The organism is Mesorhizobium sp. P2_E10 (genome assembly GCF_056404235.1).
The window spans coordinates 502,289-525,366 of sequence record NZ_JBFUEK010000003.1 but is presented as its reverse complement, the minus strand read 5'-3'; the positions used below and the strand labels follow the sequence as shown (position 1 = coordinate 525,366).

Below are 23,078 nucleotides of genomic sequence, written 5' to 3'. Positions count from 1 at the left end.
CGGCAGCGGCGCCCCTTACGGCCAAGCTGGTTTTTATTTGGTATGCAAGGTGTTTGAAAAACGGTGCTATGACGGCGCTTGGTCTTCTCCAAAACAGTCGAGGTCATTTTCGTGCGCGAGCCATCGGTGCTGCCTGTCTTCGGAAGACTCGGGGTCAAGGCGCCGGTCGTGATTGCCGCGCCGACCGCGTCGAAGGGACTAGAGAAGACGATGACCAGCCTGCGGGCGGCCCTGTCTGCACATGGTGGCCTGGTTTTGAAGCTGTCCGTGGTGGTCTGGACAGTCGTTGTGCTGGCGGCGGTGTTCTTCATCACCAAGGCCTGACGCCGGCGACGTCGGTCGCTCGAACGTGGCAATCAAAGGACGTCAGCATGGCAAACCGCTACGCACTGCGCATGGAGCAGCCTGGCAGCTGGACCATTTTCGATATTTTCACCGGCCAGCCCGTCGAGCTCAAGCACCAGGTGATGGTCGGCATGGACATGCGTGACGCCGAGGCGACGGTCGACCGGCTGAACAGCCGAGACGTCAAGCGGCGGGCGAAGGCGGACCGCGGGACCTGATCGTAGCCGGGCGGATTACCGCCGAAGGGTGCGCATCGGCTAAATGTTCTACAGACAGGGGATTGCCGTGAGACCGAGCCTGAAACAGAAGGTCCTGGAAGTCTGCGACCGCAAGATCGCGGAGAAAGGCGCCGGCGTCGGCCTGTCGTTCTATGCGTTCTTTGCAAACAGGAACGACGATCCCGAACTTCTCATGGAAGCCGCAGAATGGTGGATCAGAACCCACCGGCTCGACCATTTTGAAAGGGCCGTAAAGATACGGGCCATGGTCGAGGAGATGGACGCCGGCTGATCCTAGATTTCATACATGTCGTTATCCCAAAACCGCTGCGCAGTTTTGGGCGACGGGCATTAGCCGAAATCAGCCGCGGTCAGCACATACATGCTCCTGCGGGTGCGCGCATAGGCGTTCCTGGCAATGTCATGGATGGAGCTGGACGCCGTGTCGAAGGCCGCCAGATAGGTGGCCTCGGAGGTCGCCGTCCCCGATGGCGCCTTCGAGATGGCATCGGCGGTGACAGAGAAGGAAATCTGGAACATGCCGTCATGGCCGACAAAGCGAATACGCTTGCCCGCCTCGTCATAGCTGCGGCTTCGGTTGGGAAATGTAAGGCTCATGACTTCTCTCCCTTTGGTGCGGCGACGGCTTTCTTGACTGCCGCCCGCTTCTTCTTCGGCGTCGGGTTCAAGGCTTCCGCCACCCGGTCGGCCTCTTCCTTGGCCAACCGCAATTCGCGCAGCCTGGCCGTCTTGATGACGCGGAGCCTCGCCTCGGACATATATTCGGCAGTCGCCTTGCTGCGCTCGGCGGTTTTCTTCTGCTTGTCTACGAAGCGTGCCTCAGCTTTTTCCATGATCGTTTGAGCGACTTCAGCCATGGACGAAATCTCCTTTTTGACGCGAGAATGTGAAAATGCGTTTCCCCGCTAAAATAGGCACTCGGAAGCGAAATTTCAATTTTCGGATTATTTTGCGGTCTTCGAATTCCCGGAATTGAACCGGTCGAATAATACTATCCAATATTTCTATCATCCCGCGATTAATTTTTGGCACTCCTATCTATCGAGTGCCAACGGGCCTATATGGGGGTAGCGGCCGCCTATGCCGGCCCCAGAAAGAAGTTCCCATGAAATTTCGGCCACTCCACGACCGCGTCGTCATCAGGCGCGCGGAAAGCGACACCAAATCCAAGGGCGGCATCATCATCCCCGACAATGCCAAGGAAAAGCCGCAGGAAGGCGAAGTGATCGCCGTTGGGCCGGGCGCACGCGACGAAAGCGGTGCGCTGATTGCGCTCGACGTCAAGGCCGGCGACTTCATCCTGTTCGGCAAATGGTCCGGAACCGAGGTCAAGATCGATGGCGAGGACCTTCTGATCATGAAGGAAGCCGACGTTATGGGCATCATCGACAAGAGCGAGACCATCGACAAGACCGTGGCGACCAAGAAAGCCGCCTGACGACGCTGTCCATGCCTTGCTGCTCTCCAAACGAACTGGATGAAAAATCATGTCTGCCAAGGAAATCAAATTCTCCACCGATGCCCGTGACCGCATGCTGCGCGGCGTCGAAATCCTCAACAATGCCGTCAAGGTGACGCTCGGTCCCAAGGGCCGCAACGTCATCATCGACAAGGCCTATGGGGCGCCGCGAATCACCAAGGACGGCGTCACCGTCGCCAAGGAAATCGAACTTGCCGACAAGTTCGAGAACATGGGCGCGCAGATGGTGCGCGAAGTGGCCTCGAAGACCAACGACCTCGCCGGTGACGGCACCACCACCGCCACGGTGCTGGCCGCTTCGATCCTGCGCGAAGGCGCCAAGTTCGTTGCCGCCGGCATGAACCCGATGGACCTCAAGCGCGGCATCGACCTTGCCGTGACCGCCGTGGTCAAGGAAATCCAGGCGCGTGCCAAGAAGGTCAAGTCGTCGGCAGAGATCGCGCAGGTCGGCACGATCGCCGCCAATGGCGACGCCACCGTCGGCGCCATGATCGCCAAGGCGATGGACAAGGTCGGCAATGACGGTGTCATCACCGTCGAGGAAGCCAAGACCGCCGACACCGAGCTCGACGTCGTCGAGGGCATGCAGTTCGACCGTGGCTATCTCTCGCCCTATTTCGTCACCAATGCCGAGAAGATGCGCGTCGAGCTGGAGGATCCTTACGTCCTCATCCATGAAAAGAAGCTCGGCAATCTACAGGCGCTGCTGCCGATCCTCGAAGCCGTCGTGCAAAGCGGCAAGCCGCTGCTGATCATCTCCGAGGACGTCGAAGGCGAAGCGCTGGCGACTTTGGTCGTCAACAAGCTGCGCGGCGGACTCAAGGTTGCGGCCGTCAAGGCGCCGGGCTTCGGCGATCGCCGCAAGGCGATGCTGGAAGACATTGCCGTGCTAACCGCCGGCCAGATGATTTCCGAGGATCTCGGCATCAAGCTGGAAAACATCACCATCGACATGCTCGGCCGCGCCAAGCGCGTGCTGATCGAGAAGGACACGACGACGATCATCGACGGCGCCGGCCCGAAGGCGACCATCCAGGCGCGCGTCTCGCAGATCAAGGGGCAGATCGAGGAAACCACCTCGGACTACGACAAGGAAAAGCTGCAGGAGCGTCTCGCCAAGCTGTCGGGCGGCGTTGCCGTCATCCGTGTCGGCGGCGTCACCGAGTCGGAAGTCAAGGAAAAGAAGGACCGCATCGACGATGCACTGAACGCCACGCGCGCGGCGGTTGAAGAAGGCATCGTTCCCGGCGGCGGTGTCGCACTGCTGCGCGCCAGGTCGGTGCTCAACGGGATGACCGGCGCCAATGCCGATGTGAATGCCGGCATCTCGATTGTGCTGCGGGCACTGGAAGCGCCGATCCGCCAGATCGCCGAGAATTCCGGCGTCGAAGGTTCGATCGTCGTCGGCAAGCTCTCCGACAGCAAGGATCACAATCAGGGTTTTGATGCCCAGAACGAGATCTATGTCGACATGATCAAGGCCGGCATCGTCGATCCGGCAAAGGTGGTGCGCACCGCGTTGCAGGACGCCGGCTCGATTGCGGCGCTGTTGATCACCGCGGAAGCGATGATCACCGACATCCCGGCCAAGGATGCCGCGGCTTCGGCCGGCGGCGGCATGGGCGGCTACTGACCATCGCCTGAAGTGCCCGCCCGGCAAAGCCGGACGGGCCAAACCAGAACAATGGCCGCCGGGGGCATTTCCCCGGCGCGCCAAGGATTTCCGCCAGTCAGGAAGACTTCCATCAGTCAGCAACGACAGGGAGATCGACAGATGATTACCTTCGTCCCGAAGCCAAATGGCGTTCCGGCGACCAAGCCGGCCGAGGAAAGCCGCTTCGACCGCATCCGCAGGATTGCCGCCGACAAGCACAGACAAACCGATACCGGCACGATACGCAGCGACCCGCAAAAGGCCGGCGACAAGCGCCCGATGTGAGGCGCGCCGCGTTTCGTCACGAGACCGGCGCCCGCCGTGTTAAGATACGGGTGAACGGCAGCGCACCCACGAGGGGCGCCTGTCATTCATCGTCGGGCGCAAGCCTGGCTGGTCCAGGAGGCGGAGATGAAACTGCTGATCTTTGGCGCCTCGGGTGCGACTGGACGCGTCCTCGTCTCGGCGGCGCTGGCAAAAGGCCATGCGGTGACCGCTTTCGTTCGCACCCCGAGCAAGCTTGCCGTCAGCCATGAAAATCTGACGGTGATTGTCGGAGATGTCGCCGATCAACAGGCGGTGGAGCGCGCCGTTCCCGGCCATGAAGCGGTTTTCAGCTGTCTCGGGGTCGGCGTTCCGCTGAAACACGACCCGGTTGTGGTTGCCGGCATCGGCTTCATCGTCGATGCCATGCAGCGGACCGGACCGGCCCGGCTCATCTATCTTTCGTTCCTTGGCGTCCGCGACAGCCGGCGGCAATTGGGGCCGCTGCTCGGCGGCATCATCGTACCGCTTGTGCTGCGTCGTGAAGTGGCCGATCACGAGGCGAAGGAAAACCTTATCGTCCAATCCAGTCTCGACTGGACCATTGTGCGGCCACCAAAGCTCATAAACGCTGCGGCAACTGGCAAATTCCACCACGGCAATGGCATCCGGGCGTCGTCCCTGCTGCCGACATTGGCGCGTGCCGATGTGGCAGCCTTCATGCTCGGCCAGCTCGACGATACCACCTACTCGCGCAAGGCGGTCGCCATCCTGCGCTGACCTCCCCGGGGCAGGTCCTTGAAGGCCATTTGAAGCGTAATTATATCAATGACTAAGCGTGCGGTGCACGCGAAACATAGTGCTTTGGTCAAGCTTCTCTATGGAGGTTGTCATGGCCAATAAACTCATGGAAGGAAAACGTGGCCAGGATCTGATCAATCTGATCCTAGCCGTTTGCCTGTTCGTCTCACCCTGGATAATCGGCTTCGCCGCTGAAACCACTGCCGCTTACAACGCCTGGATTGTTGGCGTTGTGCTCGGCGCGCTGGCCTTCGCGACGCTCTCCGTATTCGCCGAGTGGGAAGAGTGGGTGAACCTTGTTCTCGGACTTTGGCTGATCGTTTCACCCTGGCTGCTGGGGTTCGTGGCCAACGCTGACGCGATGGCGACGCATGTGATCCTGGGCGTGCTGGTGGTTGCCGCATCGGCCTGGGCAGTCTGGGACGTCCATCACCCGCACGCGCATGCGTGATCGGTGACGACAAAGGAGGGGCCCGGCGCGTGAGCGGCGGGCTCCGCTGATCGCTGAGAGCGATGCGCCGGCCGCACTACCTCACGAGACCGGCGCCGCGCCGCCTTGTTCAGTGCGCAGGGCGATGAACTCATCAAGAATGCCTGCGGTGGCGATGGCGGACACCGGCGGCGTGAAGTCGGCAAGCGTCCGTTTCCAGATGTCGGTGGCGCGCTCGGTCGCTGTCTTCGACCCTGAAAGCGTCCAGTTGCCGAAATTCGACCAATCGGCCACCAGCGGCTCGTAGAACGCGGTGCGGTAGCGCGCCATCGTGTGTCCGGCCGAGAAGAAATGCCCGCCTGGCTGCACCTCGGCGATGGCCTCGAAACCGATCGCATCCTCATCACCGGGTGTGGCGGCGCAGAGTTCCGCGACCGTTTGCAACGCCTCGATATCGGTGATCAGTTTCTCGAAGGAGACGCTGAGGCCGCCTTCGAGCCAGCCCGCGGCATGGATGCACACCGTGGCGCCTGCCAGCACCGAACCCCACAGCGCGAACTGCGTTTCGTGTGCGGCCTGCGCGTCCGAGATGTTGGCGGCGCTGCCGCCGCCGGAGCGCCAGGGCAGGCCGGTGAAGCGCGCCAGCTGGCCGGCGCCCAACGTCGCCTTGACATGCTCGGGCGTGCCAAAGGCCGGCGCGCCCGACTTCATGTCGACATTGGACGAGAACGAGCCGTAGACCACCGGCGCACCTGGCCGCACGATCTGCGCCAGCGCCAGCCCGGCCAACGCCTCGGCGTGCTGCAGCGTCAGCGCGCCGGCGACGGTGATCGGCGCCATGGCGCCAGCCAGGCAAAACGGCGTGATGATCGACACCTGCCCTGCCCGGGCAAAGTCGATGATGCCTTGCGCCATCGGGATGTCGAGCTGGCGAGGCGAATTGGTGTTGATGACCGTGTAGCAGTGGGCACCCGAACGAAACGCGTCCTCGGACAGACCACGCGCCAGCCGCAGCATCTCGAAACTGTCCTCGACCTGCGGCGTGCCGCGGGCGAAGACGAACGGGAACTTGTCGGACAGTGTCAGCTGCGCACGATTGACGGCATAGTGGCGGAAACGATTGTCAACGTCCTGCGGCTCGATGCAGGGTCCCAGCATGTGCAGCACGTCGAAATGCTGCACCAGCCGCATGAGATCCTCGAAATCAGTCAGCGTTCCCGGCCGCCGGCCACGTTCGAGATCGGTGACGTTGGGCGCGCCGGCTCCAGCCAGGAACGTCATCGAGCCCAGTTCGAGCATGAGGTCGCGGGAACGGCCGCCGGCCAGCGCCCGGATCGATTTGGGCGCCGAGGCCAGTGCCGCTGTGACGATATCGCGACCGATGCGAACCATCTGGCTGTCTTCATCGACCAAGGCGCCGGCGCGGGTAAGAAGGCCGCGCGCTTCGGGCAGCAGAACCTTGACGCCGAGCTCTTCAAGCACCCGCAGCGCCGTGTCATGGATGGCGGCGACCTGGTCGTTCGAAAAGATCGGTTGCGGCAGGAACGGATTCTTCAGCGAACGGTAGTCCGGCCGGCGGCTGGACCCGCTGCCGGCTTCGCCGGTTCGTCCACGCCGGCGCTCACGCCTGACGTCACGTGCAGCGTCATCGACCATGGCCAAACCTCCTCATTGCCGCATCGCCTTCCCCTCGGGATCGTAGGGAGAGGCCGGGATGACGCGCGCCGGCCGCTCTACGCCGACAATGTGCACCGACAGCGCCGTGCCTTCGCTAGCGAAATCGCGATCGACAAGCGCCAGCGCCAGGCTCTTGCCGACCGTATAGCCATAGCCGCCGGAGGTGACGAAGCCAACGCGCCGGCCGTTGTGCCAGACCGGTTCGAAACCACTGGCGTCGGCGTCGACGGCGTCGACTTCCAGCGTCACCAGGCATTGCCGTGCGGGGGCATTTCGTTGCCTCAACGCCGCCTCGCGACCGATGAAATCGCCCTTGCCGAAGGCCATGAAACGGTCGAGGCCGGTTTGGGCTGGCGTATAGGCCTGGGTGAATTCGCGCGACCAGATGCCAAAGCTCTTTTCCAGCCTGAGTGCGTTCAGCGCATAGAAGCCGATTTCGGCAAGGCCGAGATCCTCGCCGGCGGCGAGCAGTGTTTCGCGCAAAGTGGCATGCATGCTGGCCGGACAGTTGATCTCGAAGCCGACTTCGCCGGCGATGGAAAGGCGGGCAACCCGCGCGCGAACCATGCCGATGTCGAACTCGCCGCAGGCCATGAACGGCAAGGCACTCGACGAGGCATCCTGATGCGTCGTGCGCGCCACGATCGCCCGCGCATTCGGTCCGGTGACGAGAAAACCGGTCATGATGTCGGAGAGGTCGGTGACGGTCACGCCGTCGGCCGCATGCGCCTCGAACCAGCGCATGTGGAACTCCCGGAGATAGTAGGAGCCCATGATCCAGTACGTTCCGCCGCCCCAGTTGAAGACGGTGAGATCGCCCTTCAGCCGGCCGTCATGGCCGAGCATCGGCGCGAGTTTTGCCTGCCCCGGCTTCGGCACTTTCGAGGCAAGCAGCCGGTCGAGCCAGGCTTCGGCGCCCGGACCTGACACCGCGTAGCGCGAAAAGGCTGAGGTATCGACGAGGCCGGCGGCGCGGCGCACCTGCAGCGCCTCGTCGCGGACGATGTCGAAGGCGTTGGAGCGCTTCAGGGTGGTGTTTTCGCGAAAGCCCATCGGTGCGAAATAGGCCGGGATTTCCAGGCCCCATGACGACGTCCATTCGCAGCCCGCCGCGGTCATGCCGTCATAGGCGCCGGGCCGTTTCAGCGGCCGGCCGGCGGGCAGGCGCTCGTTGGGAAAGGTCATGACGAAGCGGCGCGAATAGAACTGGCGCGTCGTCTGTTTCAAATACTCGCGGTTGGCGGCAAAGGCGCCATAGCGGGCGATGTCCATGCCAAAGATGTCGGCTTGCGGCTCGCCGTGGATCATCCACTCAGCCAGTGACTTGCCGACGCCGCCGCCCTGGCTGAAGCCGGCCATGACGCCGCACGCGACCCAGTAGTTTTTGAGGCCGCGCACCGGACCGACGAGCGGGTTGCCGTCCGGCGTGAAGGTGAAGGCGCCGTTGACCCATTTGCGGATGCCGGCCGTCGCCAGGCAAGGAAAGCGCAGATAGGCCTTGGAGAGTTCCGGGCTGATGCGGTCGATGTCTTCCGGGATCAGTTCGATGCCGTAGTCCCACGGCGCGCCGTCGATGTTCCAGTGTTTCGGGTTCTGCTCGTAGACGCCGAGCAGGACGCCCTTGCGCTCCTGTCTCAGATAGGCAAAGCCGTCGAGATCGACGGCGAGGCCGAGTTCCTTGTCGAGTGCGGCGACCTCCGGAATTTCCTCGGTGATGAAGTAATGGTGCTCCATCGGCGTCACCGGCAGGTCGACGCCGACCATGCGGCCGACCTGCTTGGCCCACAGACCACCAGCATTGACGACATGCTCGGCAACGATCGTGCCTTGCTCGGTCAGCACATCCCAGCTGCCGTCGGCGCGCGGCTTGAGGTCGAGGACACGGTTGCGCAGGATGACATCGGCGCCGCGCTTTTTCGCGGCTCCGGCATAGGCATGCGTGGTGCCGTAGGGGTCGAGATGGCCCTCGTTGGAATCGTAAAGGCCACCCAGCACGTCGCTGACATCGACGATCGGGCAGATTTCCTTGATTTCTTCGGGGGTCACCAGCCTGGCGGTTTCGATGCCGACCGACTGGAACACCGCCCAGGCCGATTTCAGCCATTCCCAGCGGGCGGGATCGCTGGCCATGTTGACGCCGCGGGTCATGTGCAGGCCGGCATTCTGGCCGGATTCGGCCTCGATCTCGCGGTAGAGCTTGATTGTGTAATCCTGCAGGGCGGCGACGTTGGGATCGGCGTTGAGCGCATGGAAACCCGCCGCCGCGTGCCAGGTCGAACCGGCGGTCAGTTCGGCGCGCTCGATGAGCGCGACATCGCTCCAGCCGAAGCGCGCCAGATGGTAGAACACCGAGGCTCCGACCACCCCACCCCCGATGACGACTGCACGATAGTGCGACTTCACGAGCCTCTCCCTCTCGTTGGAAGCCTCATCATACAAACTCTGTACACATGTGTCTAGACACATGTGTACAGTTGGCTTGCGCACCGCTTCGCACCATGCCACTTGTGTGTCCATGATCATGATCGCTCCGCAAGACGACCCGGCGCCCGGCAACATCAAGGTGACGCGCTGGGACTGGATCAATCTTGCCCTGCAGACACTGATTTCGGATGGCATCGAAAGCGTGCGCATCCTGCCGCTCGGCCAGAAGCTCGGCGTGTCGCGCTCCAGCTTCTACTGGTATTTCCAGAGCCGCCAGGATCTGCTCGACCAACTGCTCGCCCACTGGCACGACACCAACACCAAGGCGATCGTCGAACGTGCGCAGCGGCAGGCGCAATCGATCATCATGGGCGTCATGAACGTGTTCGAATGCTGGGCCGACGAGCGGCTGTTCGACCCCAGGCTCGACTTCGCCATCCGCGAATGGGCGCGCCGCTCCGACGATGTGCGCCGGGCGATCGACAAGGCCGACAATGACCGGCTGGGCGCCATTCGCGACATGTATCGCCGCCACGGCTATGACGAGGAGGACGCCTTCATCCGGGCGCGTGTGCTCTACTACATGCAGATCGGCTATTACGTGCTTGACCTCAAGGAGCCGGTCGAGGCGCGGGTCAGCCATCTGGCCGCCTATCTGCGCAGCTTTACCGGCCTGGAGCCCAGCGAGGCTGATGTCGCGCATTTCATGCGCTTCATCGCGGCACGGTGAGCTCCGCCTGACGATACCAGAATCAAAGCCATCTCTACCCGGTCAACAAACCGTGCCGTGTGGCTTCGCCGCCCTTGTGAGCGGTGCTAAAATGGACGAATAGTCTTGCCTGGTGCGCCGCCCTGAAATTGCCCGCAAGCGGGTCTCAGGTAACGGCGTGGGGCGGAATTCTGGAATGACCAGTCCTTTGGAACCGCGCAAGAGAAGAGGTCCGATCGCCGCAACACTGCTGGCGGTGGATGCGTGGCTCGATTCCTCGCTCTACGAGATCGGCTTCGAGGCCAGTCAGTTCTGGGAAACGGCCACCATCTTTTTCCGGCGCTTCCGCGTGACCGGCTGGCGCCGCGGCATCATCGAAGTGTTGAGCGAAGGTTTTACGATGGGCGCCGGCGGCATCGTCGTCCTTTTGGCGCTGGCCTTGCCGGCCTTCCAGATCACCACCGGCGACTGGCGCACGCAGGGTGACTTCGCCGTCACCTTCCTCGATCGATACGGCAACGAGATCGGCCAGCGCGGTATCATCCAGCGCGATTCGGTGCCGGTCGACGAGATGCCCGACCATGTCATCAAGGCGGTGCTGGCTACCGAGGACCGGCGCTTCTTCGAGCATTACGGCATCGACGTGCTCGGCCTGTCGCGCGCTATCTTCGAGAATGTGCGGGCAAATTCCGTCGTGCAGGGCGGATCAAGCATCACCCAGCAACTGGCCAAGAACCTGTTCCTGTCGAATGAGCGGACCTTGCAGCGCAAGATCAAGGAAGCCTTCCTGTCGCTGTGGCTCGAGGCCAATCTGTCGAAGAAGGAAATCCTGCAGCTCTATCTCGACCGCGCCTATATGGGCGGCGGCACTTTCGGCATCGAGGCGGCGGCCGATTTCTATTTCGGCAAGAGCGTCAAGGATTTGAACCTCGCCGAGGCGGCGATGCTGGCCGGCCTGTTCAAGGCGCCGACCAAATACGCGCCGCACATCAACCTGCCGGCGGCCCGCGCCCGGGCCAATGTGGTGCTGTCGAACCTCGTCGATTCCGGCTTCATGACCGAAGGCCAGGTGCTGCAGGCGCGGCTGCATCCGGCCGAAATCGTCGACCGCGGCGAACAGAAGAGCCCGGACTATTACCTCGACTGGGCCTTTGACGAGGTCAAGAAAATCGCCGCCAAGACCGGCCAGCATTCGCTGGTCGCCCACACCACCTTCGACGCCAACATCCAGAAGGCGGCCGAGGAATCGATGGAATTCCACCTGCGCCAGTTCGGCAAGGAGTACAACGTCACCGAGGGCGCGGTGGTCGTCATCGAAACCAATGGCGCGGTCAGGGCCATCGTCGGCGGCCGCGACTACGGCGCCAGCCAGTTCAACCGCGCCACAAAGGCGCTGCGCCAGACCGGCTCCTCGTTCAAACCCTATGTCTATGCCACGGCCATGGAACATGGCTTCACCCCGGACTCGGTTGTTTCCGGCGGGCCGATCACCTGGGGCGGCTGGTCGCCGCACAATTACAGCGGCGGATCGGCCGGCAACGTGACGCTGATCACGGCGATCGCCAAATCGATCAACACCGTGCCGGTGCGGCTGGCCAAGGACCATCTCGGCATCGCGCCGATCAAGGCGATGGCCGAATCATTCGGCGTCGAATCGCCGCTCGAATCGCACAAGACGATGGTGCTCGGCACGTCGGGCATGACTGTGATGGACCAGGCGACAGGCTACAGCGTGTTCGCGCAGGACGGCTTCGTCGGTTCGCGCCACGGCATCACGCAGCTGGTCACCCGAACCGGCGAGGTGGTCTACGACTTCGCCAAGGATGCGCCGCCGCCGCATCGGGTGCTGTCGGAACAGGCGCTCATCTACATGAACACCATGCTTGCCGCGGTGCCGGTGATCGGCACGGCCCGGCGGGCCCAGCTTCCCAACATCGTCGTCGCCGGCAAGACCGGCACCACGCAGTCCTACCGCGATGCCTGGTTTGTCGGCTTCACCGGCAACTACACGGCCGCCGTCTGGCTCGGCAATGACGACTTCACTCCGACCAACAAGATGACCGGCGGCTCGCTGCCGGCGATGGTGTGGCAGCGGCTGATGGTCTACGCCCACCAGAACATCGACCTCAAGCCGATCCCCGGCCTCGAACACCCCTTCATCGACGCGGAAATCGCAGCCAAGGCCGAGGAAGCAGAGAAGAAAAATGCCGATCAGGCGGCAGCCGACGCCGCCGCCGAGCGCCCGGCGGTGCTGTCCAGCCGGACCACACAGACGCTGCGCGACATGACCAAGCTGTTCCAGTCGGCGCCGGTGCTCGAAGCGCCTGCGGCACCGGAGACCCTGTCGGCGCTTTGACCAGGCAATTGCGCGACGCCCGCTTGCCACATGCCCCTGCGCCGCGATATCCCCGAGCGGCAATCCTGCTTGTCCCCGGCCTTTCATGCTCAAGAACGCCTTCCTGACGCTCCTCGCGCTTGCCATAGCCATCGGTGGTGGCGGCGGCAGCGTCTGGTATGCGCTCAAGGTGCAGGACGGCGTCGGCGCCATCAGGATCGGCCAATGGACCGCATTCCCCGATATCGGCACGCAAGGCGCGGACCCCTATTCGAAGGCGCGTGTGGCGCGCGAGGGCGTGCTGGCGCTCGGACAGGCCGAGGGGCTGTCCTTCATCGCTGAGCGCGATGCCGGCGGCGACCAGTTGAAGCGGGAATGCGCCTACAGGATCGAAGGTGGATTTCCCACCGCCCGCTTCTGGACCCTCTATGCCGCCGATCAGTCGCTTGGCGTGGTCGAGACCGGCAAGCCGAGGTTGGCGGCGTTGCAATCCTACCAGGTGCTGCGCCAGCCCGACAATTCGGTGATCATTTCCGTCGGCAACCGCCCCACCCCCGGCAACTGGCTTTTGACCGACGGCTTTGGCCGGATGTATTTCGTGCTGACCTTCTACGACACGCCGATCGCCTCAAGCACCGGGCTTTCGGATGTGACGCTGCCGAAGATCGAGAAGGTCGACTGCAATGCGTAGGTTGCTGCACGCCGTCCTGCTTGGCCTGGTCGGCGCCGGCATCGTGCACATCGTGGTGCTGCTGTTAGTGCCGGAGTTTTCCGAACGCGACGCCTGGTCGCGACTGGCCATGGCCTCGGACCTCTACAAGATGACCAGGCTCGATGCCGAGGCCGGCGGCGCGCCGGTGGTCAAGTCCGTCGATCCGCTATTCTATGCGGCGGCCTGCCGCTTCGATCTCGCCGAGGGGATGGTGCGGGTCAAGGCGCCGGGCAATGTGCCGTTCTGGTCGGTGTCCGTCTATGACCGCAACGGTCACAATTTCTATTCTTTCAACGACCACACCGCGACCGGCGGCGTGCTCGACACCGTCGTGCTGACGCCGGCGCAGATGATCGAGGTGCGCAAGGAACTGCCCGAGGATCTGCACGGCGCGATCTTCGTCGAAGCCCCGATCGACGAAGGCATATTCGTCATCCGCTCGTTCGTGCCCGACGACAGCTGGAAGCCTGTCGTATCGCGGTTTCTCGAGCAGAGTTCCTGCGAACTGCAGGACTACTAAGCCTACCCCGAAGTCGGCTCAGTGATGCGGTACCGGCATCGATCCCGGCGAGCCCGGTGACCCCGGCTTGTCCGGACCGGCGCCGCCTGGCCGTGCCTCGCCCGCCAGCGACCGCTGTTCGTAGCGGACGCCGGGGAAAATGATGACTGCCGCCGGTGTGCCGGTGGTTTGACTTGCTCTGCTGGTTGCCGCCGTTCGCGGCACGAAAGACAGGACCATGCCCATGGTTCGCGTATTCCTCTCGGTTGCCCCGGAGCACAACGCAACGCCTCCAAATGTGATTAAGGCAGGCAGAGGGTTAACGGAGCGCTAACGGATCAGCGCTAACTTGATCTTTGTTCTAGACGTACGCGAAACCGACACAGTCCCGGTCGAGCGTGGTCCAGATTGTGTCGAGTGTCGGGCGTATCCTTCGTGTCAGCTTCGGATTTCAGGCAAATCGCTATACGGGCTGAATCGGGAAAGGCCGAAAGGCTGTTCCGCGCGGTGGTCTCGGCGTTCTGTTGCCTGACCCGTCCTTCGCGCCGCGAGATCGCCCAGCTCGAGGATCTGACGCTGCCGCTGTTCGACAATGTGTCGGTCGAATCGCGCCGCTACGTCGCCGCCGCCCTTTCCGAATGCGAATATGCGCCGGCCGCGTTGGTGCGGCGGCTTTGCGAGGAACCAGTCGACATTGCCGCCCCTTTGCTCATCCGCTCGCGCGCGCTCAGTGACATCGACCTTATCGCGCTGATCGGACGTCACGGCCTGCCGCATGCGCGCGCCATAGCGCGCCGCAAGGACCTCAACCCGACCATTGCCCAGCTGATCAAGGTGCTTGAAAAGCCGACACTGGTGCGGGTGCGGCCGCCGGAAGCGGTCGTGAAACCGGCGACCGAAAGCGCCGAAGCCACGACCGTTGCGTCCGACCGGCAGGAGACCTCAGGCGTTGCCGCCGAAAACGCCCGGCAGCGGCTGCGCTCGATGATGCGCACTGATGCCGTGAGTGAAGGGGTTGCCGCAAATGCGTTCGTCGGCTCCAGCACCTATGCCAGGCTGCGCGAGACGGCGCTGACCGGTAACGCGGCCTTCTTCCAGACCGCGCTTGCCGACGCGCTCGAAATCGATTTTTCGACGGCGCGATCGCTGACGGAAAGCTCTACCTATGCCTCGCTGCTTGCCGCCTTACGAGCGCTCGACCTCAGCGAAGACAGGGCATTCCTGATCACGGTTGCCGTCTATCCCAATGCGTTTCCGCACCCGCAGGCCATTCGGACCTTCCTTGATCGCTACCATCTGCTGCATCGCGAGGCGGCAGTGGACAAGGTCCGCAACTGGAAAGCAGAGACGCTGTCGAGGGCGGTTCGCGCCACCGCCAACACCGCCGTGAATGCCGATGCACGCAAGGCATCGAACAGCGACGACGCTGCCGGCAGCCTCAAGGCGTCTTGACGGAGAGAAGCTCCTCGACCGGAACCGCGCCGGCCTCGATCTCGACCACCCAGATGTCGGGATCGAATTTTTTTTCCCGCTCCAACCTGGCATCGAACAGGGCGGCGTCATCGCCAGTGCCGAGCAGGCTGAAAAACCGGTCGTCGGGCTTGGCCGAATCGTAGCTCGTCTGCGGCGCCGGGCCGAACAGGGTAATTTCACCCAGCCTGCCGCGCGCCAGCACAAAGACGGCACCCGCCTCGGTGGCGCCGCGCTTGACGACAGCGGCAAAACCGCCGGCGCCGAAAACCCGGCGCAGCAAAGCCGACACCCATAGGTCGGTGGTCACGCGCATGACAGGGCTCCGGACGACATGCGACGGGTCTTAGCCGGATTTTCGCCGATCGGCGAGCCTCGTTTCGACCGTCAGTTGGTCAGACCGATCTCGCGCATCTTGACGTAGACGACCTCGTCGGGCTCGCCGGTCTGCGGCAGGCCGAACAGCGACTGGAATTCCTTGATCGCGGCCTTGGTGCGGGCGCCGACGACGCCATCGAGCTGCATGTCGTCATTGCCGAAGGCCTTCAGCCCGGCCTGGATCTTGACGATGCGGGCGTCAGGCGCCTGAGCGGATGCGGGCGCCGAGACCGGGATGGCAACCGGTGCAGTCGCTGGCGCGGCGGCAGGAGCAGCGGCCATATCCACCGGGCGCGGGACCGGATGCGGGATGCCCGCTGTCGTCTGCTTGGCGCCGAGCTGGTCGAGCAGAACGGCGTCGATCTCACCGGTTTCAGGCAGCCCGACCTTCTGCTGATAGGCCTGGATGGCCTTGCGCGTGTTGGGGCCGGAAAGGCCGTCGACAGTGCCGGAATAGAAATCGAGGTCCTTCAATATGCCCTGGACCTGTTCGACGACCGGGTCGCTTTTGACTGGGCCTGGCCGCACAATGTTGATGGTGGTCTCGGGTTCGTCGCTGCCCGCCCGCGAAAAGCTCTCCATGCTCCTGGTGGCGAAGAATGCGCCGGCATGCGGAAAGGGCTGGTACCACAAGGCGTTGGCCGAGACGTAGAACAGCGTCACCAGGAATGCGGTGGAGCCGCCGACCAGGACCGGATTGCGCGAGATTATGCTGCCGACAGCCAGCGCCCCGTCCTCGAAGGCGTTGCTGCGGTGCTTGACCGCCTTAAGCTGTTTTGCGGAGCGAGCCATTCCTGTCCCCTTTCGCTTCCCCCTTCGTCCAGGCTTTGGGCATCGGCAACACGCCGGTCTTGTCGGTCGAGCGATCTTTCGGTCCGTTCACCGGAAAGCTGATCGCAACCGTGGTGCCCTCGCCCGGCATGCTCTCGATCGACATCGTGCCCTCGTGCAGCGCCACCAGCCCCTTGACCAGCGACAGGCCAAGCCCGGTTCCCTCGAAGCGGCGCGTATAGTCGTTCTGGATCTGCATGAACGGCTTGCCGAGATTGGCAAAGTCCTCTTCGGCGATGCCGATGCCGGTATCCTTGACCCAGAAATGCAGCCGCGAGCCGATGCGCTTGGCGCCGACCACGACAGCGCCGCCATCGGGGGTGAACTTGATCGCATTGGAGACGAGGTTGATGAGGATCTGCTGCACGGCGCGGCGGTCGGCGTTGATCTCGCCGGCGTCCGGCGCAATCTGCGCCTGCAGGTCGATGTTCTTTGCCTCGGCCTGCAGCTGCATCATCGACTGGCACATTTCCACGGCGTCGATGAAGCGGAACGGCTCCGGCTCGGTCGCGTAGGCGCCGGCTTCGATCCTGGACACGTCGAGGATCGAGGTGACGACGGCAAGCAGATGCTGGCCGGAATCCCGGACAAGGCCGACATATTCCTTCTGGCGCGGATCCTTGAAGCCGCCGAACATCTCATGCAGCAGCATGTCGGAAAAGCCGATGATGGCGTTGAGCGGCGTGCGCAGTTCATGGCTGACGATCGCCAGGAACCGTCCCTTCGCCACCTCGGCCGACGCGGCCGCTTCATTGGCAACGGCGAGATCCTCGCGCAGCCGGGCAATTTCTCCGTCCTCGCGCAGCACCAGCGTGAAGATGTCCTGCTGCAGTTCGCCCCGCACCAGTTCGAGAAAAAACGGCCGATAATTGTCAGCCGTCGGGCCGTCGCCGTTCTGCGGCAGCCGGACGCGAAGATCGAGCCGGCGCGCCGGCGCGCCATCGCGCATATCGGCGAGCGCGCTGAGATAGGCGACGCGATCGGACAGATGGATGCGATCGAACAGGCCGGTGCCGAACAGCAGCTCCGGTGGCAGCTTCAGGATGGTGCGCGCCTTTGCCGACGCATCGACAACCTCGCCTTGCCTGGTGATACGCAAGACGACGGCGTCGATTGTATCCTCGAGCCGGTCGCTTGCGGCCAGCGCGGGCTGTGCCTGCGCGGCATCGCCGAAGGCGGCAAGCCGGGGGACCAGCGTCAGCGCCCAGGCCAGCGGCAGCAGCCAGTGCCACGCGGCGATTTCCGTGGCACCGAACGGCAGTACGGAGCCGGCAAAGGGCTGCAGCAGCACGGCGACCAGCGCCGAGACGCCTCCCCACAGCACTGCGCGCCGCGAGGCACCGATCCACCAGGCTTCGAATTGCAGCGCCACGGCAAGCAGGGCGACCGGCGAGGCCAGGCCGCCCGCCGCGGCAATGACTGCGGCAAGTGCAAGACCTCCCACGCCAAGCGCAACCTGGCTGGCGAGTGCCATCTTGCCCGAGGCCGCCACCAGCAAGGCGGCGAACCAGCAAAAGCCGAAAGCGGCGAAGATCGTTGCGACCGTGACGGCCGCGCCCATGCCCGAAGTGACCAATGTGACCGCGGCACCGGCGGTGAAGAACGGCGCAGCCAGCATGACGCCGATGAAGCGGCGCTGGCGCAGGCGGTCATCCCGCCCGATGATATCAGGGTGAACCATACGTTCACAGCTGGCAGCCAGCGCGCCAGGCAATCCAACGTATCTGGCCGAAATCGAACTCAATGCAACGCACTCGCACCCGGTCGTGAACTGCCCTGCTTCGCAGGTGGCTTTTGTTGATTTGAAACTCGCATCCAGCGTTTAAGGAATGGATAAGGCTGAACCGACCAACGCCCGCCCTGCGGCAAATATTGTGGTGCGGTGCCATGAAATTCCAGGCAATTGCCGCCATAGTAAACGGAGCGTTATCCGCGCGGAGCGCCCTGAAGCCGATGACAGTCAGCGCCGACGTTTCGCCATTTTCAGAAATACATAGAGAAAACAGTTAGATAGATGGTTACTGAGTGCTGAAGAAAACCAGCGGCATTTGCGGCAAATCTATTGCAAAACGCATGGTTTCGAATTTGCCTAAAATTTGCGGAAAATTCTCACTGTCCCTGCAAGTCGTCCTTTGCGCGTCTGTGGCAGTGTCGTGTCTATAAAAGAGGTCATGCCGCATGGACGCATGATCCGGCTACGGACGAGAGGGCAGACATATGGGCTTTCTGATAAGAATGGCTTTCTGGTTTTCGCTGGTGCTTCTGGCGCTGCCGCTGACCGTCGGTCCCGACGAGGCAGGCCGCGAGAGTGTCGGCCCGCTCCAGGCCCTGTTTGCGGCGCGTGAAGCTGTCGGCGACATCGCCGGCATCTGCGAACGCAAGCCCGATGTCTGCGAGACCGGCAAGTCGGCAATGCACACGATCACCGCCCGGGCCAAGGAGACCGCCAAGATCGCGGCCGCCATGCTGGACGAGAAGACAGCGACTGAGCCCGACACATCCGTTTCCACCGGCAGCGTGGCCGAGCAGATCGTCCTGCCGGCAACAGTCAACATTCCAGCGAACAACTGAGACAACTTCCAGCCGTGTCTATGGCTACACCGCAGGCCCGCAGACCTCTCGGCGCCTGCGGTGCTTTCTTCTTTTTCCGTGACGCGGCGGCGCTGGATCACTATATCCGGCGTGATGACGACAACGATCCAGACGATCCGTGACGACTTTTCCCTGCTCGACGAGTGGGAAGACCGCTATCGCTATGTGATCGAGCTGGGCGAGGCCCTGCCGCCGTTTCCCGACGCGGAACGCAACCCGGCCAACAAGGTGCCCGGCTGCGTCAGCCAGGTCTGGCTGACCACCGAACATGGAGTGGGTGCCGACCCGGTCATCACCTTCACCGGCGATTCGGATGCCCATATCGTTCGGGGGTTGGTCGCCATCATGCTGGCGCTGTTTTCGGAACAACCGGCCAGCGAGATCCTGAAAACCGATGCGGAAGCCACGTTGAAGGGGCTTGGCCTTGACGAACACCTTTCGCCGCAGCGCGCCAATGGCCTGCGCTCGATGGTCAAGCGCATCAAGCGCGACGCCGAAGTGGCGCTGAAACAGACCGCCTGATCAGACCCTGAGGCGAAGGATGATCCGGCGCGCGATTGCGCGTCGGCATGGAGAGCCGGGCATCAGCCGCGCGCATCCGCCAAAAGCAAAAACGGCGCCCACAGGCGCCGTCGATGGTCGAAATGTAGGAAACGAAGCCGGTATCAGCGCCCCTTGCGCTTGCGGCCAAGACCCATCTTCTTGGCAAGCTGCGAACGGGCAGCTGCATAATTGGGCGCAACCATGGGATAGCTTGCGTCCAGGTTCCATTTTTCACGGTATTCGTCGGGCGTCAGACCATAGTGGGTCATCAAGTGACGCTTGAGCGACTTGAACTTCTTGCCGTCTTCAAGACAGACGATGTAGTCGTCATGAACAGAGCGTTTCGGGTTCACCGCAGGCTTCTGCTTGTCGGCAGGAGGCGCTTCGGCGACCCCGCCCACGCGCCCGAGAGCGGCATGCACATCGGCAATAAGGTTCGGCAGTTCGCCGACAGGCACGGGATTGTTGCTGACATAGGCGGCCACCACATCGGCGGTCAGTTCGATCAGCGCATCGCTATTTCGGGAAGGCGTTTCGGCGATATCCATAGTGTTCAAGACCCCAACGAGGTTGTTTCTGTCTGCGCCCTTTTTCTGAAAACGGGCATCGCGCGAATTTCAGGCAGGAAGAACCTCCACGATTCGCGTCGGGGCATCTTAATGAGCCAGTCAACCAAGTAAGTCAATTCGCTTGTTGCGCTATATTCAACGATATTAGTCAAACATTCCGCATTCAGCTTCAATCTTCGGTGCACTGTGTAACTTTGCGATATTTTTCTGGTCAGGCCAGCAACGGCTGACGCCGCGTCACGTCCACCATTACATCGGCGGCGTGAGGTAAAATGGTTCGAATGCTTCGGCTATGCTTGGTCGCGCCATGGGTCAGCCGGTTATCAGGCTCTAATGAAATCACAGGTTGAAAACCATTACTGAATGTTCATGATCGGATATGCCGGTGCCGCCAAGACGAGCCTCATCAGTAAGGGGTGATGTATTTTCCATACACCCAGCCGGTGGTGAAATTGCCGTTCTGCGCCGGATCGTGCCAGACTTCGCACCAGCGATAGCGGATTGTCTGTTCCTGCTTCCAGTGCGGTTGATTGGCGATATCGAGCAGGTTTGTCCCGCCTGTGCACTTGCCGGTCATCTGCAGAACCGTCCCGTTGGGATAGGCGGCCTGCTTCTGGGATGTGCCCGACGGGTATTTGCGCACGTTGAGCGTGTCGCCAAACGGCACGCCGGTCACTTGCCAAGCTGCGAACGCAGTTGCATGAGACTGGTCAGCGAAGGCCAAAACTGTCGAAGCGACGGCCAAAGCCGCAGCGGTGCGGATATAGAACTTCATCATTCTCTCCTCCCGGCCCCTCTGCCTGGAGCCTGACGACGCCAATAGAGCCTGGCTCTTGAACCCGCGCTGATCGGCGTGTTCATTCGCCATTCAAGATTTCTGCCACAGCGAGACATAATGACCAAATCTCCAGCATTCCCGACCGCCAGCCCACCACAGCCGGAGAAACGGCCGGTCTTCGACACACATCATGCGATCACGCGGAGCGACGACTACGCCTGGCTGAGGGCCGACAACTGGCAAGAGATGTTCCGGGATCCTTCCCTGCTCGATGGCCAGATCCGTGCCCAGCTCGAAGCCGAGAACGCCTACCAGGCGACGCTGATGGCCGACACCGTGCCGTTGCAGAAGCAGCTTTTCACCGAGATGAAGGGACGCATCAAGGAAGATGACTCCACCGTACCGATGAAGGATGGGCCCTACGCCTATGGCTCCTCCTTCAAGCTTGGCGGCGAGCAGCCGCGCTATTTCCGCATGCCGCGCGACGGCGGCGAGGAGCAGATCCTGCTCGACGGTGACGCCGAGGCCGAGGGCAAACCCTATTTCCGCCTCGGCGAGGTCGACCATTCGACCGATCACGGCAGACTGTTGTGGGCGTTCGACGACAAGGGCTCCGAATTCTTCACGCTCAGAGTGCGCGACCTCGCCAGTGGCGAAGAGCTGGCCGACATCATCACCGACACTGGCGGCGGCGGCGTCTGGAATGACGGCAATGACGGTTTTTTCTACACACGCCTCGATCCCAATCATCGTCCGTCCAAGGTGCTGTTCCATGGCCTTGGCGACCAGCCTGGAAACGATCGGCTGATCTATGAGGAAACCGATCCCGGCTTCTTCATGAGTGTCGGCGGCACGCGTTCGAACGAATGGATCATGATCGGCATCAACGATCACGAGACTTCCGAATATCGGCTGATGCGCGCCAGCGAGCCGTTCGCCGAACCCAGGCTGGTCGCAGCGCGCGAGACCGGCCTGCAATACGACCTTGAAGAAGGCGGCGACATCTTCTTCATCCTCACCAATGCCGACGGCGCCAAGGACTTCAAGATCATGACGGCGCCGGCCAGCGACCCGGTGCGCGCCAACTGGCAGGAACTGGTGCCGCACGAAGCTGGCCGGCTGATCCTTTCGGTGATCGGCTTCAAGGGTCACATGGTCAGGCTCGAGCGCAAGGAAGGCCTGCCGCGCATAGTCGTGCACGACCGCAAGAGCGGCGAGGAGCACCTCATCTCGCTCGACGAGGAAGCCTTTTCGCTTGGCCTGTCGGGGTCCTACGAATACGACACCGAGATCATGCGCTTTTCCTATTCGTCGATGACGACGCCGGCGCAGGTCTTCGACTACAACATGCGCAGCCGCGAACGCGTGCTGCTCAAGACCCAGGAAGTCCCGTCCGGCCACGATGCGAACCACTATGTCACGCGCAGGCTGATGGCGCCCGCCACTGACGGCGAACTGGTGCCGATCTCGCTGATCCATCACCGGCAGACGCCGCTCGACGGATCGGCGCCTTGCCTGCTCTACGGCTATGGCTCCTACGGCATCACCGTGCCGGCGGCGTTCAACACCAACTGCCTGTCGCTGGTCGACCGTGGCTTCGTCTATGCGATTGCCCATGTGCGTGGCGGCAAGGACAAGGGCTATGGCTGGTACGACGACGGCAAACGGGCGCACAAGATGAACACGTTCACCGATTTCATCGCGGTTGCCCGTCATCTCGTCGCCGAGCGCTACACCACCCATGACCGCATCGTCGCGCAAGGCGGCTCGGCCGGCGGCATGCTGATGGGCGCGGTCGCCAACATGGCGCCGGAGTGTTTTGGCGGCATCGTTGCCGAGGTTCCCTTCGTCGACGTGCTGACCACCATGCTCGACGCCACATTGCCGCTAACGCCGCCGGAATGGCCCGAATGGGGCAATCCGATCGCTTCGGAGGAGGACTACCGGACGATTTCAGCCTACTCGCCCTATGACAATGTCGCAGCACTCGATTACCCGCCGATCCTGGCGCAGGCCGGCCTCACCGATCCGCGCGTCACCTACTGGGAGCCGGCCAAATGGGTGGCGCGGCTGCGCGAGCGCAAGAGCGGCGACAATCCGGTGCTGTTCAAGATCAACATGGACTCAGGGCACGCCGGCGCATCGGGCCGGTTTTCGAGGCTCGAGGAGATCGCCTTCACCTATGCCTTCGCGCTCAAGGTTACGGGCAAGCCCGAACCCGAGGTGACGGGGAAGGCCGATCTTGTCGCACACGAAGTTTTGAGCTGATTTTCCACTCGCAATTGCTACCGCCGCGCGCTACCCAGTGCGCGGCTTTTTTTACAGCCACGTCATCAAATCTCGCAAGG

Annotated in this window: 26 protein-coding genes; 16 read left to right on the top strand and 10 right to left on the bottom strand. The window is 62.7% G+C overall.

Annotated features, from left to right (window positions below; all coding sequences use genetic code 11):
- Nucleotides 1-111: 111 nt before the first annotated feature.
- The 3 genes from AC1D0N_RS11415 to AC1D0N_RS11405 all read left to right on the top strand — a co-directional run bounded on the left by AC1D0N_RS11415 (nucleotide 112) and on the right by AC1D0N_RS11405 (nucleotide 855).
- Nucleotides 112-324 (top strand): hypothetical protein, encoded by a 213-nt coding sequence (locus AC1D0N_RS11415; RefSeq protein ID WP_477243793.1) that lies wholly within the window; start codon nucleotides 112-114, stop codon nucleotides 322-324.
- 47 nt (nucleotides 325-371) lie between these two features.
- Nucleotides 372-563, top strand: a complete 192-nt coding sequence (locus AC1D0N_RS11410; protein ID WP_477243792.1) for a hypothetical protein — start codon at nucleotides 372-374, stop codon at nucleotides 561-563.
- A gap of 67 nt (nucleotides 564-630) precedes the next feature.
- The gene (locus AC1D0N_RS11405; RefSeq protein ID WP_477243790.1) at nucleotides 631-855 is read left to right on the top strand and encodes a DUF6500 family protein; all 225 of its coding nucleotides are present in this window, start codon (nucleotides 631-633) and stop codon (nucleotides 853-855) included.
- A 59-nt stretch (nucleotides 856-914) separates the two neighbouring features.
- On the opposite strand, the gene AC1D0N_RS11400 is transcribed toward AC1D0N_RS11405, so the two are convergent.
- On the bottom strand, nucleotides 915-1,181 hold the full coding sequence (locus AC1D0N_RS11400) for a DUF1488 family protein (protein ID WP_477243788.1): 267 nt from the start codon (nucleotides 1,179-1,181) through the stop codon (nucleotides 915-917).
- Nucleotides 1,178-1,441 (bottom strand): hypothetical protein, encoded by a 264-nt coding sequence (locus AC1D0N_RS11395; RefSeq protein ID WP_477243786.1) that lies wholly within the window; start codon nucleotides 1,439-1,441, stop codon nucleotides 1,178-1,180. The genes AC1D0N_RS11400 and AC1D0N_RS11395 overlap by 4 nt, the downstream gene beginning before the upstream one ends.
- 248 nt (nucleotides 1,442-1,689) lie before the next feature.
- Between AC1D0N_RS11395 and AC1D0N_RS11390 the strand changes: the two genes are divergently transcribed.
- The 5 genes from AC1D0N_RS11390 to AC1D0N_RS11370 all read left to right on the top strand — a co-directional run bounded on the left by AC1D0N_RS11390 (nucleotide 1,690) and on the right by AC1D0N_RS11370 (nucleotide 5,234).
- Nucleotides 1,690-2,022, top strand: coding sequence for a co-chaperone GroES (locus AC1D0N_RS11390; protein ID WP_477243784.1), 333 nt, complete (start codon nucleotides 1,690-1,692; stop codon nucleotides 2,020-2,022).
- Nucleotides 2,023-2,071: 49 nt separating this feature from the next.
- Nucleotides 2,072-3,697, top strand: a complete 1,626-nt coding sequence (gene groL, locus AC1D0N_RS11385) for a chaperonin GroEL (RefSeq protein ID WP_477243782.1) — start codon at nucleotides 2,072-2,074, stop codon at nucleotides 3,695-3,697.
- A gap of 141 nt (nucleotides 3,698-3,838) precedes the next feature.
- On the top strand, nucleotides 3,839-4,003 hold the full coding sequence (locus AC1D0N_RS11380; RefSeq protein ID WP_477243780.1) for a hypothetical protein: 165 nt from the start codon (nucleotides 3,839-3,841) through the stop codon (nucleotides 4,001-4,003).
- Nucleotides 4,004-4,129: 126 nt separating this feature from the next.
- Complete coding sequence (locus tag AC1D0N_RS11375) at nucleotides 4,130-4,762, top strand: NAD(P)-dependent oxidoreductase (RefSeq protein ID WP_477243778.1); 633 nt, start codon at nucleotides 4,130-4,132, stop codon at nucleotides 4,760-4,762.
- Between the two features lie 112 nt (nucleotides 4,763-4,874).
- Nucleotides 4,875-5,234 carry an SPW repeat protein gene (locus AC1D0N_RS11370; protein ID WP_477243777.1) on the top strand — a complete coding sequence of 120 codons (360 nt, stop codon included), beginning with the start codon at nucleotides 4,875-4,877 and terminating at the stop codon, nucleotides 5,232-5,234.
- An 81-nt stretch (nucleotides 5,235-5,315) separates the two neighbouring features.
- Here the strand turns inward: AC1D0N_RS11370 and AC1D0N_RS11365 are convergent, their stop codons facing one another.
- Together AC1D0N_RS11365 and AC1D0N_RS11360 are read right to left on the bottom strand one after the other, a co-directional pair.
- Complete coding sequence (locus AC1D0N_RS11365; protein ID WP_477243775.1) at nucleotides 5,316-6,869, bottom strand: trimethylamine methyltransferase family protein; 1,554 nt, start codon at nucleotides 6,867-6,869, stop codon at nucleotides 5,316-5,318.
- Nucleotides 6,870-6,881: 12 nt separating this feature from the next.
- A complete protein-coding gene (locus AC1D0N_RS11360; RefSeq protein WP_477243774.1) occupies nucleotides 6,882-9,293 on the bottom strand; it encodes a GcvT family protein in 2,412 nt (803 codons plus the stop codon).
- A gap of 112 nt (nucleotides 9,294-9,405) precedes the next feature.
- Between AC1D0N_RS11360 and AC1D0N_RS11355 the strand changes: the two genes are divergently transcribed.
- The 4 genes from AC1D0N_RS11355 (at nucleotide 9,406) to AC1D0N_RS11340 (ending at nucleotide 13,590) form a co-directional block, all read left to right on the top strand.
- Entirely contained in the window at nucleotides 9,406-10,044 is a 639-nt protein-coding gene (locus tag AC1D0N_RS11355) for a TetR/AcrR family transcriptional regulator (protein WP_477243772.1), read from the top strand.
- 175 nt (nucleotides 10,045-10,219) lie between these two features.
- The gene (locus tag AC1D0N_RS11350; RefSeq protein ID WP_477243770.1) at nucleotides 10,220-12,379 is read left to right on the top strand and encodes a transglycosylase domain-containing protein; all 2,160 of its coding nucleotides are present in this window, start codon (nucleotides 10,220-10,222) and stop codon (nucleotides 12,377-12,379) included.
- Between the two features lie 85 nt (nucleotides 12,380-12,464).
- Nucleotides 12,465-13,049 carry a DUF1214 domain-containing protein gene (locus tag AC1D0N_RS11345; protein ID WP_477243768.1) on the top strand — a complete coding sequence of 195 codons (585 nt, stop codon included), beginning with the start codon at nucleotides 12,465-12,467 and terminating at the stop codon, nucleotides 13,047-13,049.
- Nucleotides 13,042-13,590, top strand: a complete 549-nt coding sequence (locus tag AC1D0N_RS11340; RefSeq protein WP_477243766.1) for a DUF1254 domain-containing protein — start codon at nucleotides 13,042-13,044, stop codon at nucleotides 13,588-13,590. Before AC1D0N_RS11345 ends, AC1D0N_RS11340 begins: the two co-directional genes overlap by 8 nt.
- Nucleotides 13,591-13,608: 18 nt before the next feature.
- On the opposite strand, the gene AC1D0N_RS11335 is transcribed toward AC1D0N_RS11340, so the two are convergent.
- On the bottom strand, nucleotides 13,609-13,815 hold the full coding sequence (locus tag AC1D0N_RS11335) for a hypothetical protein (RefSeq protein WP_477243764.1): 207 nt from the start codon (nucleotides 13,813-13,815) through the stop codon (nucleotides 13,609-13,611).
- Between the two features lie 189 nt (nucleotides 13,816-14,004).
- Here AC1D0N_RS11335 and AC1D0N_RS11330 point away from each other — a divergent pair, with 189 nt between their 5' ends.
- A complete protein-coding gene (locus tag AC1D0N_RS11330) occupies nucleotides 14,005-15,021 on the top strand; it encodes a hypothetical protein (RefSeq protein WP_477243762.1) in 1,017 nt (338 codons plus the stop codon).
- Here the strand turns inward: AC1D0N_RS11330 and AC1D0N_RS11325 are convergent.
- The 3 genes from AC1D0N_RS11325 to AC1D0N_RS11315 all read right to left on the bottom strand — a co-directional run bounded on the left by AC1D0N_RS11325 (nucleotide 15,008) and on the right by AC1D0N_RS11315 (nucleotide 17,929).
- A complete protein-coding gene (locus AC1D0N_RS11325; protein ID WP_477243760.1) occupies nucleotides 15,008-15,355 on the bottom strand; it encodes a DUF1491 family protein in 348 nt (115 codons plus the stop codon). The genes AC1D0N_RS11330 and AC1D0N_RS11325 overlap by 14 nt on opposite strands.
- Before the next feature lie 71 nt (nucleotides 15,356-15,426).
- Nucleotides 15,427-16,209: a peptidoglycan-binding domain-containing protein gene (locus AC1D0N_RS11320; RefSeq protein ID WP_477243759.1), complete on the bottom strand. Its 783-nt coding sequence runs from the start codon at nucleotides 16,207-16,209 to the stop codon at nucleotides 15,427-15,429.
- A complete protein-coding gene (locus AC1D0N_RS11315) occupies nucleotides 16,184-17,929 on the bottom strand; it encodes a PAS domain-containing sensor histidine kinase (RefSeq protein WP_477243757.1) in 1,746 nt (581 codons plus the stop codon). Before AC1D0N_RS11315 ends, AC1D0N_RS11320 begins: the two co-directional genes overlap by 26 nt.
- Nucleotides 17,930-18,465: 536 nt before the next feature.
- Between AC1D0N_RS11315 and AC1D0N_RS11310 the strand changes: the two genes are divergently transcribed.
- Both AC1D0N_RS11310 and AC1D0N_RS11305 read left to right on the top strand, forming a co-directional pair.
- A complete protein-coding gene (locus AC1D0N_RS11310; RefSeq protein ID WP_477243755.1) occupies nucleotides 18,466-18,819 on the top strand; it encodes a DUF5330 domain-containing protein in 354 nt (117 codons plus the stop codon).
- Nucleotides 18,820-18,933: 114 nt separating this feature from the next.
- Nucleotides 18,934-19,362 (top strand): SufE family protein, encoded by a 429-nt coding sequence (locus AC1D0N_RS11305; RefSeq protein ID WP_477243753.1) that lies wholly within the window; start codon nucleotides 18,934-18,936, stop codon nucleotides 19,360-19,362.
- A gap of 143 nt (nucleotides 19,363-19,505) precedes the next feature.
- Here AC1D0N_RS11305 and AC1D0N_RS11300 read toward each other — a convergent pair whose 3' ends face one another.
- Together AC1D0N_RS11300 and AC1D0N_RS11295 are read right to left on the bottom strand one after the other, a co-directional pair.
- Nucleotides 19,506-19,931, bottom strand: coding sequence for a Ros/MucR family transcriptional regulator (locus AC1D0N_RS11300; protein WP_477243752.1), 426 nt, complete (start codon nucleotides 19,929-19,931; stop codon nucleotides 19,506-19,508).
- 427 nt (nucleotides 19,932-20,358) lie between these two features.
- Nucleotides 20,359-20,730: an SH3 domain-containing protein gene (locus AC1D0N_RS11295; protein WP_477243750.1), complete on the bottom strand. Its 372-nt coding sequence runs from the start codon at nucleotides 20,728-20,730 to the stop codon at nucleotides 20,359-20,361.
- A 117-nt stretch (nucleotides 20,731-20,847) separates the two neighbouring features.
- On the opposite strand from AC1D0N_RS11295, the gene AC1D0N_RS11290 reads away from it, so the two are divergent.
- Entirely contained in the window at nucleotides 20,848-22,998 is a 2,151-nt protein-coding gene (locus AC1D0N_RS11290; RefSeq protein ID WP_477243748.1) for a S9 family peptidase, read from the top strand.
- Nucleotides 22,999-23,078: the final 80 nt, after the last annotated feature.

Bases quoted from the DNA above. Each gene is read 5' to 3' on its own strand.
- AC1D0N_RS11345 (WP_477243768.1), top strand. From the start codon at position 12,465: ATGCTCAAGAACGCCTTCCTGACGCTCCTCGCGCTTGCCATAGCCATC.
- AC1D0N_RS11355 (WP_477243772.1), top strand. From the start codon at position 9,406: ATGATCATGATCGCTCCGCAAGACGACCCGGCGCCCGGCAACATCAAG.
- AC1D0N_RS11325 (WP_477243760.1), bottom strand. From the start codon at position 15,355: ATGCGCGTGACCACCGACCTATGGGTGTCGGCTTTGCTGCGCCGGGTT.
- AC1D0N_RS11310 (WP_477243755.1), top strand. From the start codon at position 18,466: ATGGGCTTTCTGATAAGAATGGCTTTCTGGTTTTCGCTGGTGCTTCTG.
- AC1D0N_RS11315 (WP_477243757.1), bottom strand. From the start codon at position 17,929: ATGGTTCACCCTGATATCATCGGGCGGGATGACCGCCTGCGCCAGCGC.
- AC1D0N_RS11370 (WP_477243777.1), top strand. From the start codon at position 4,875: ATGGCCAATAAACTCATGGAAGGAAAACGTGGCCAGGATCTGATCAAT.
- AC1D0N_RS11390 (WP_477243784.1), top strand. From the start codon at position 1,690: ATGAAATTTCGGCCACTCCACGACCGCGTCGTCATCAGGCGCGCGGAA.
- AC1D0N_RS11400 (WP_477243788.1), bottom strand. From the start codon at position 1,181: ATGAGCCTTACATTTCCCAACCGAAGCCGCAGCTATGACGAGGCGGGC.
- AC1D0N_RS11350 (WP_477243770.1), top strand. From the start codon at position 10,220: ATGACCAGTCCTTTGGAACCGCGCAAGAGAAGAGGTCCGATCGCCGCA.
- AC1D0N_RS11410 (WP_477243792.1), top strand. From the start codon at position 372: ATGGCAAACCGCTACGCACTGCGCATGGAGCAGCCTGGCAGCTGGACC.
- AC1D0N_RS11375 (WP_477243778.1), top strand. From the start codon at position 4,130: ATGAAACTGCTGATCTTTGGCGCCTCGGGTGCGACTGGACGCGTCCTC.
- AC1D0N_RS11395 (WP_477243786.1), bottom strand. From the start codon at position 1,441: ATGGCTGAAGTCGCTCAAACGATCATGGAAAAAGCTGAGGCACGCTTC.
- AC1D0N_RS11380 (WP_477243780.1), top strand. From the start codon at position 3,839: ATGATTACCTTCGTCCCGAAGCCAAATGGCGTTCCGGCGACCAAGCCG.
- groL (WP_477243782.1), top strand. From the start codon at position 2,072: ATGTCTGCCAAGGAAATCAAATTCTCCACCGATGCCCGTGACCGCATG.
- AC1D0N_RS11320 (WP_477243759.1), bottom strand. From the start codon at position 16,209: ATGGCTCGCTCCGCAAAACAGCTTAAGGCGGTCAAGCACCGCAGCAAC.
- AC1D0N_RS11365 (WP_477243775.1), bottom strand. From the start codon at position 6,869: ATGGTCGATGACGCTGCACGTGACGTCAGGCGTGAGCGCCGGCGTGGA.
- AC1D0N_RS11335 (WP_477243764.1), bottom strand. From the start codon at position 13,815: ATGGGCATGGTCCTGTCTTTCGTGCCGCGAACGGCGGCAACCAGCAGA.
- AC1D0N_RS11305 (WP_477243753.1), top strand. From the start codon at position 18,934: ATGACGACAACGATCCAGACGATCCGTGACGACTTTTCCCTGCTCGAC.
- AC1D0N_RS11290 (WP_477243748.1), top strand. From the start codon at position 20,848: ATGACCAAATCTCCAGCATTCCCGACCGCCAGCCCACCACAGCCGGAG.
- AC1D0N_RS11340 (WP_477243766.1), top strand. From the start codon at position 13,042: ATGCGTAGGTTGCTGCACGCCGTCCTGCTTGGCCTGGTCGGCGCCGGC.
- AC1D0N_RS11295 (WP_477243750.1), bottom strand. From the start codon at position 20,730: ATGATGAAGTTCTATATCCGCACCGCTGCGGCTTTGGCCGTCGCTTCG.
- AC1D0N_RS11300 (WP_477243752.1), bottom strand. From the start codon at position 19,931: ATGGATATCGCCGAAACGCCTTCCCGAAATAGCGATGCGCTGATCGAA.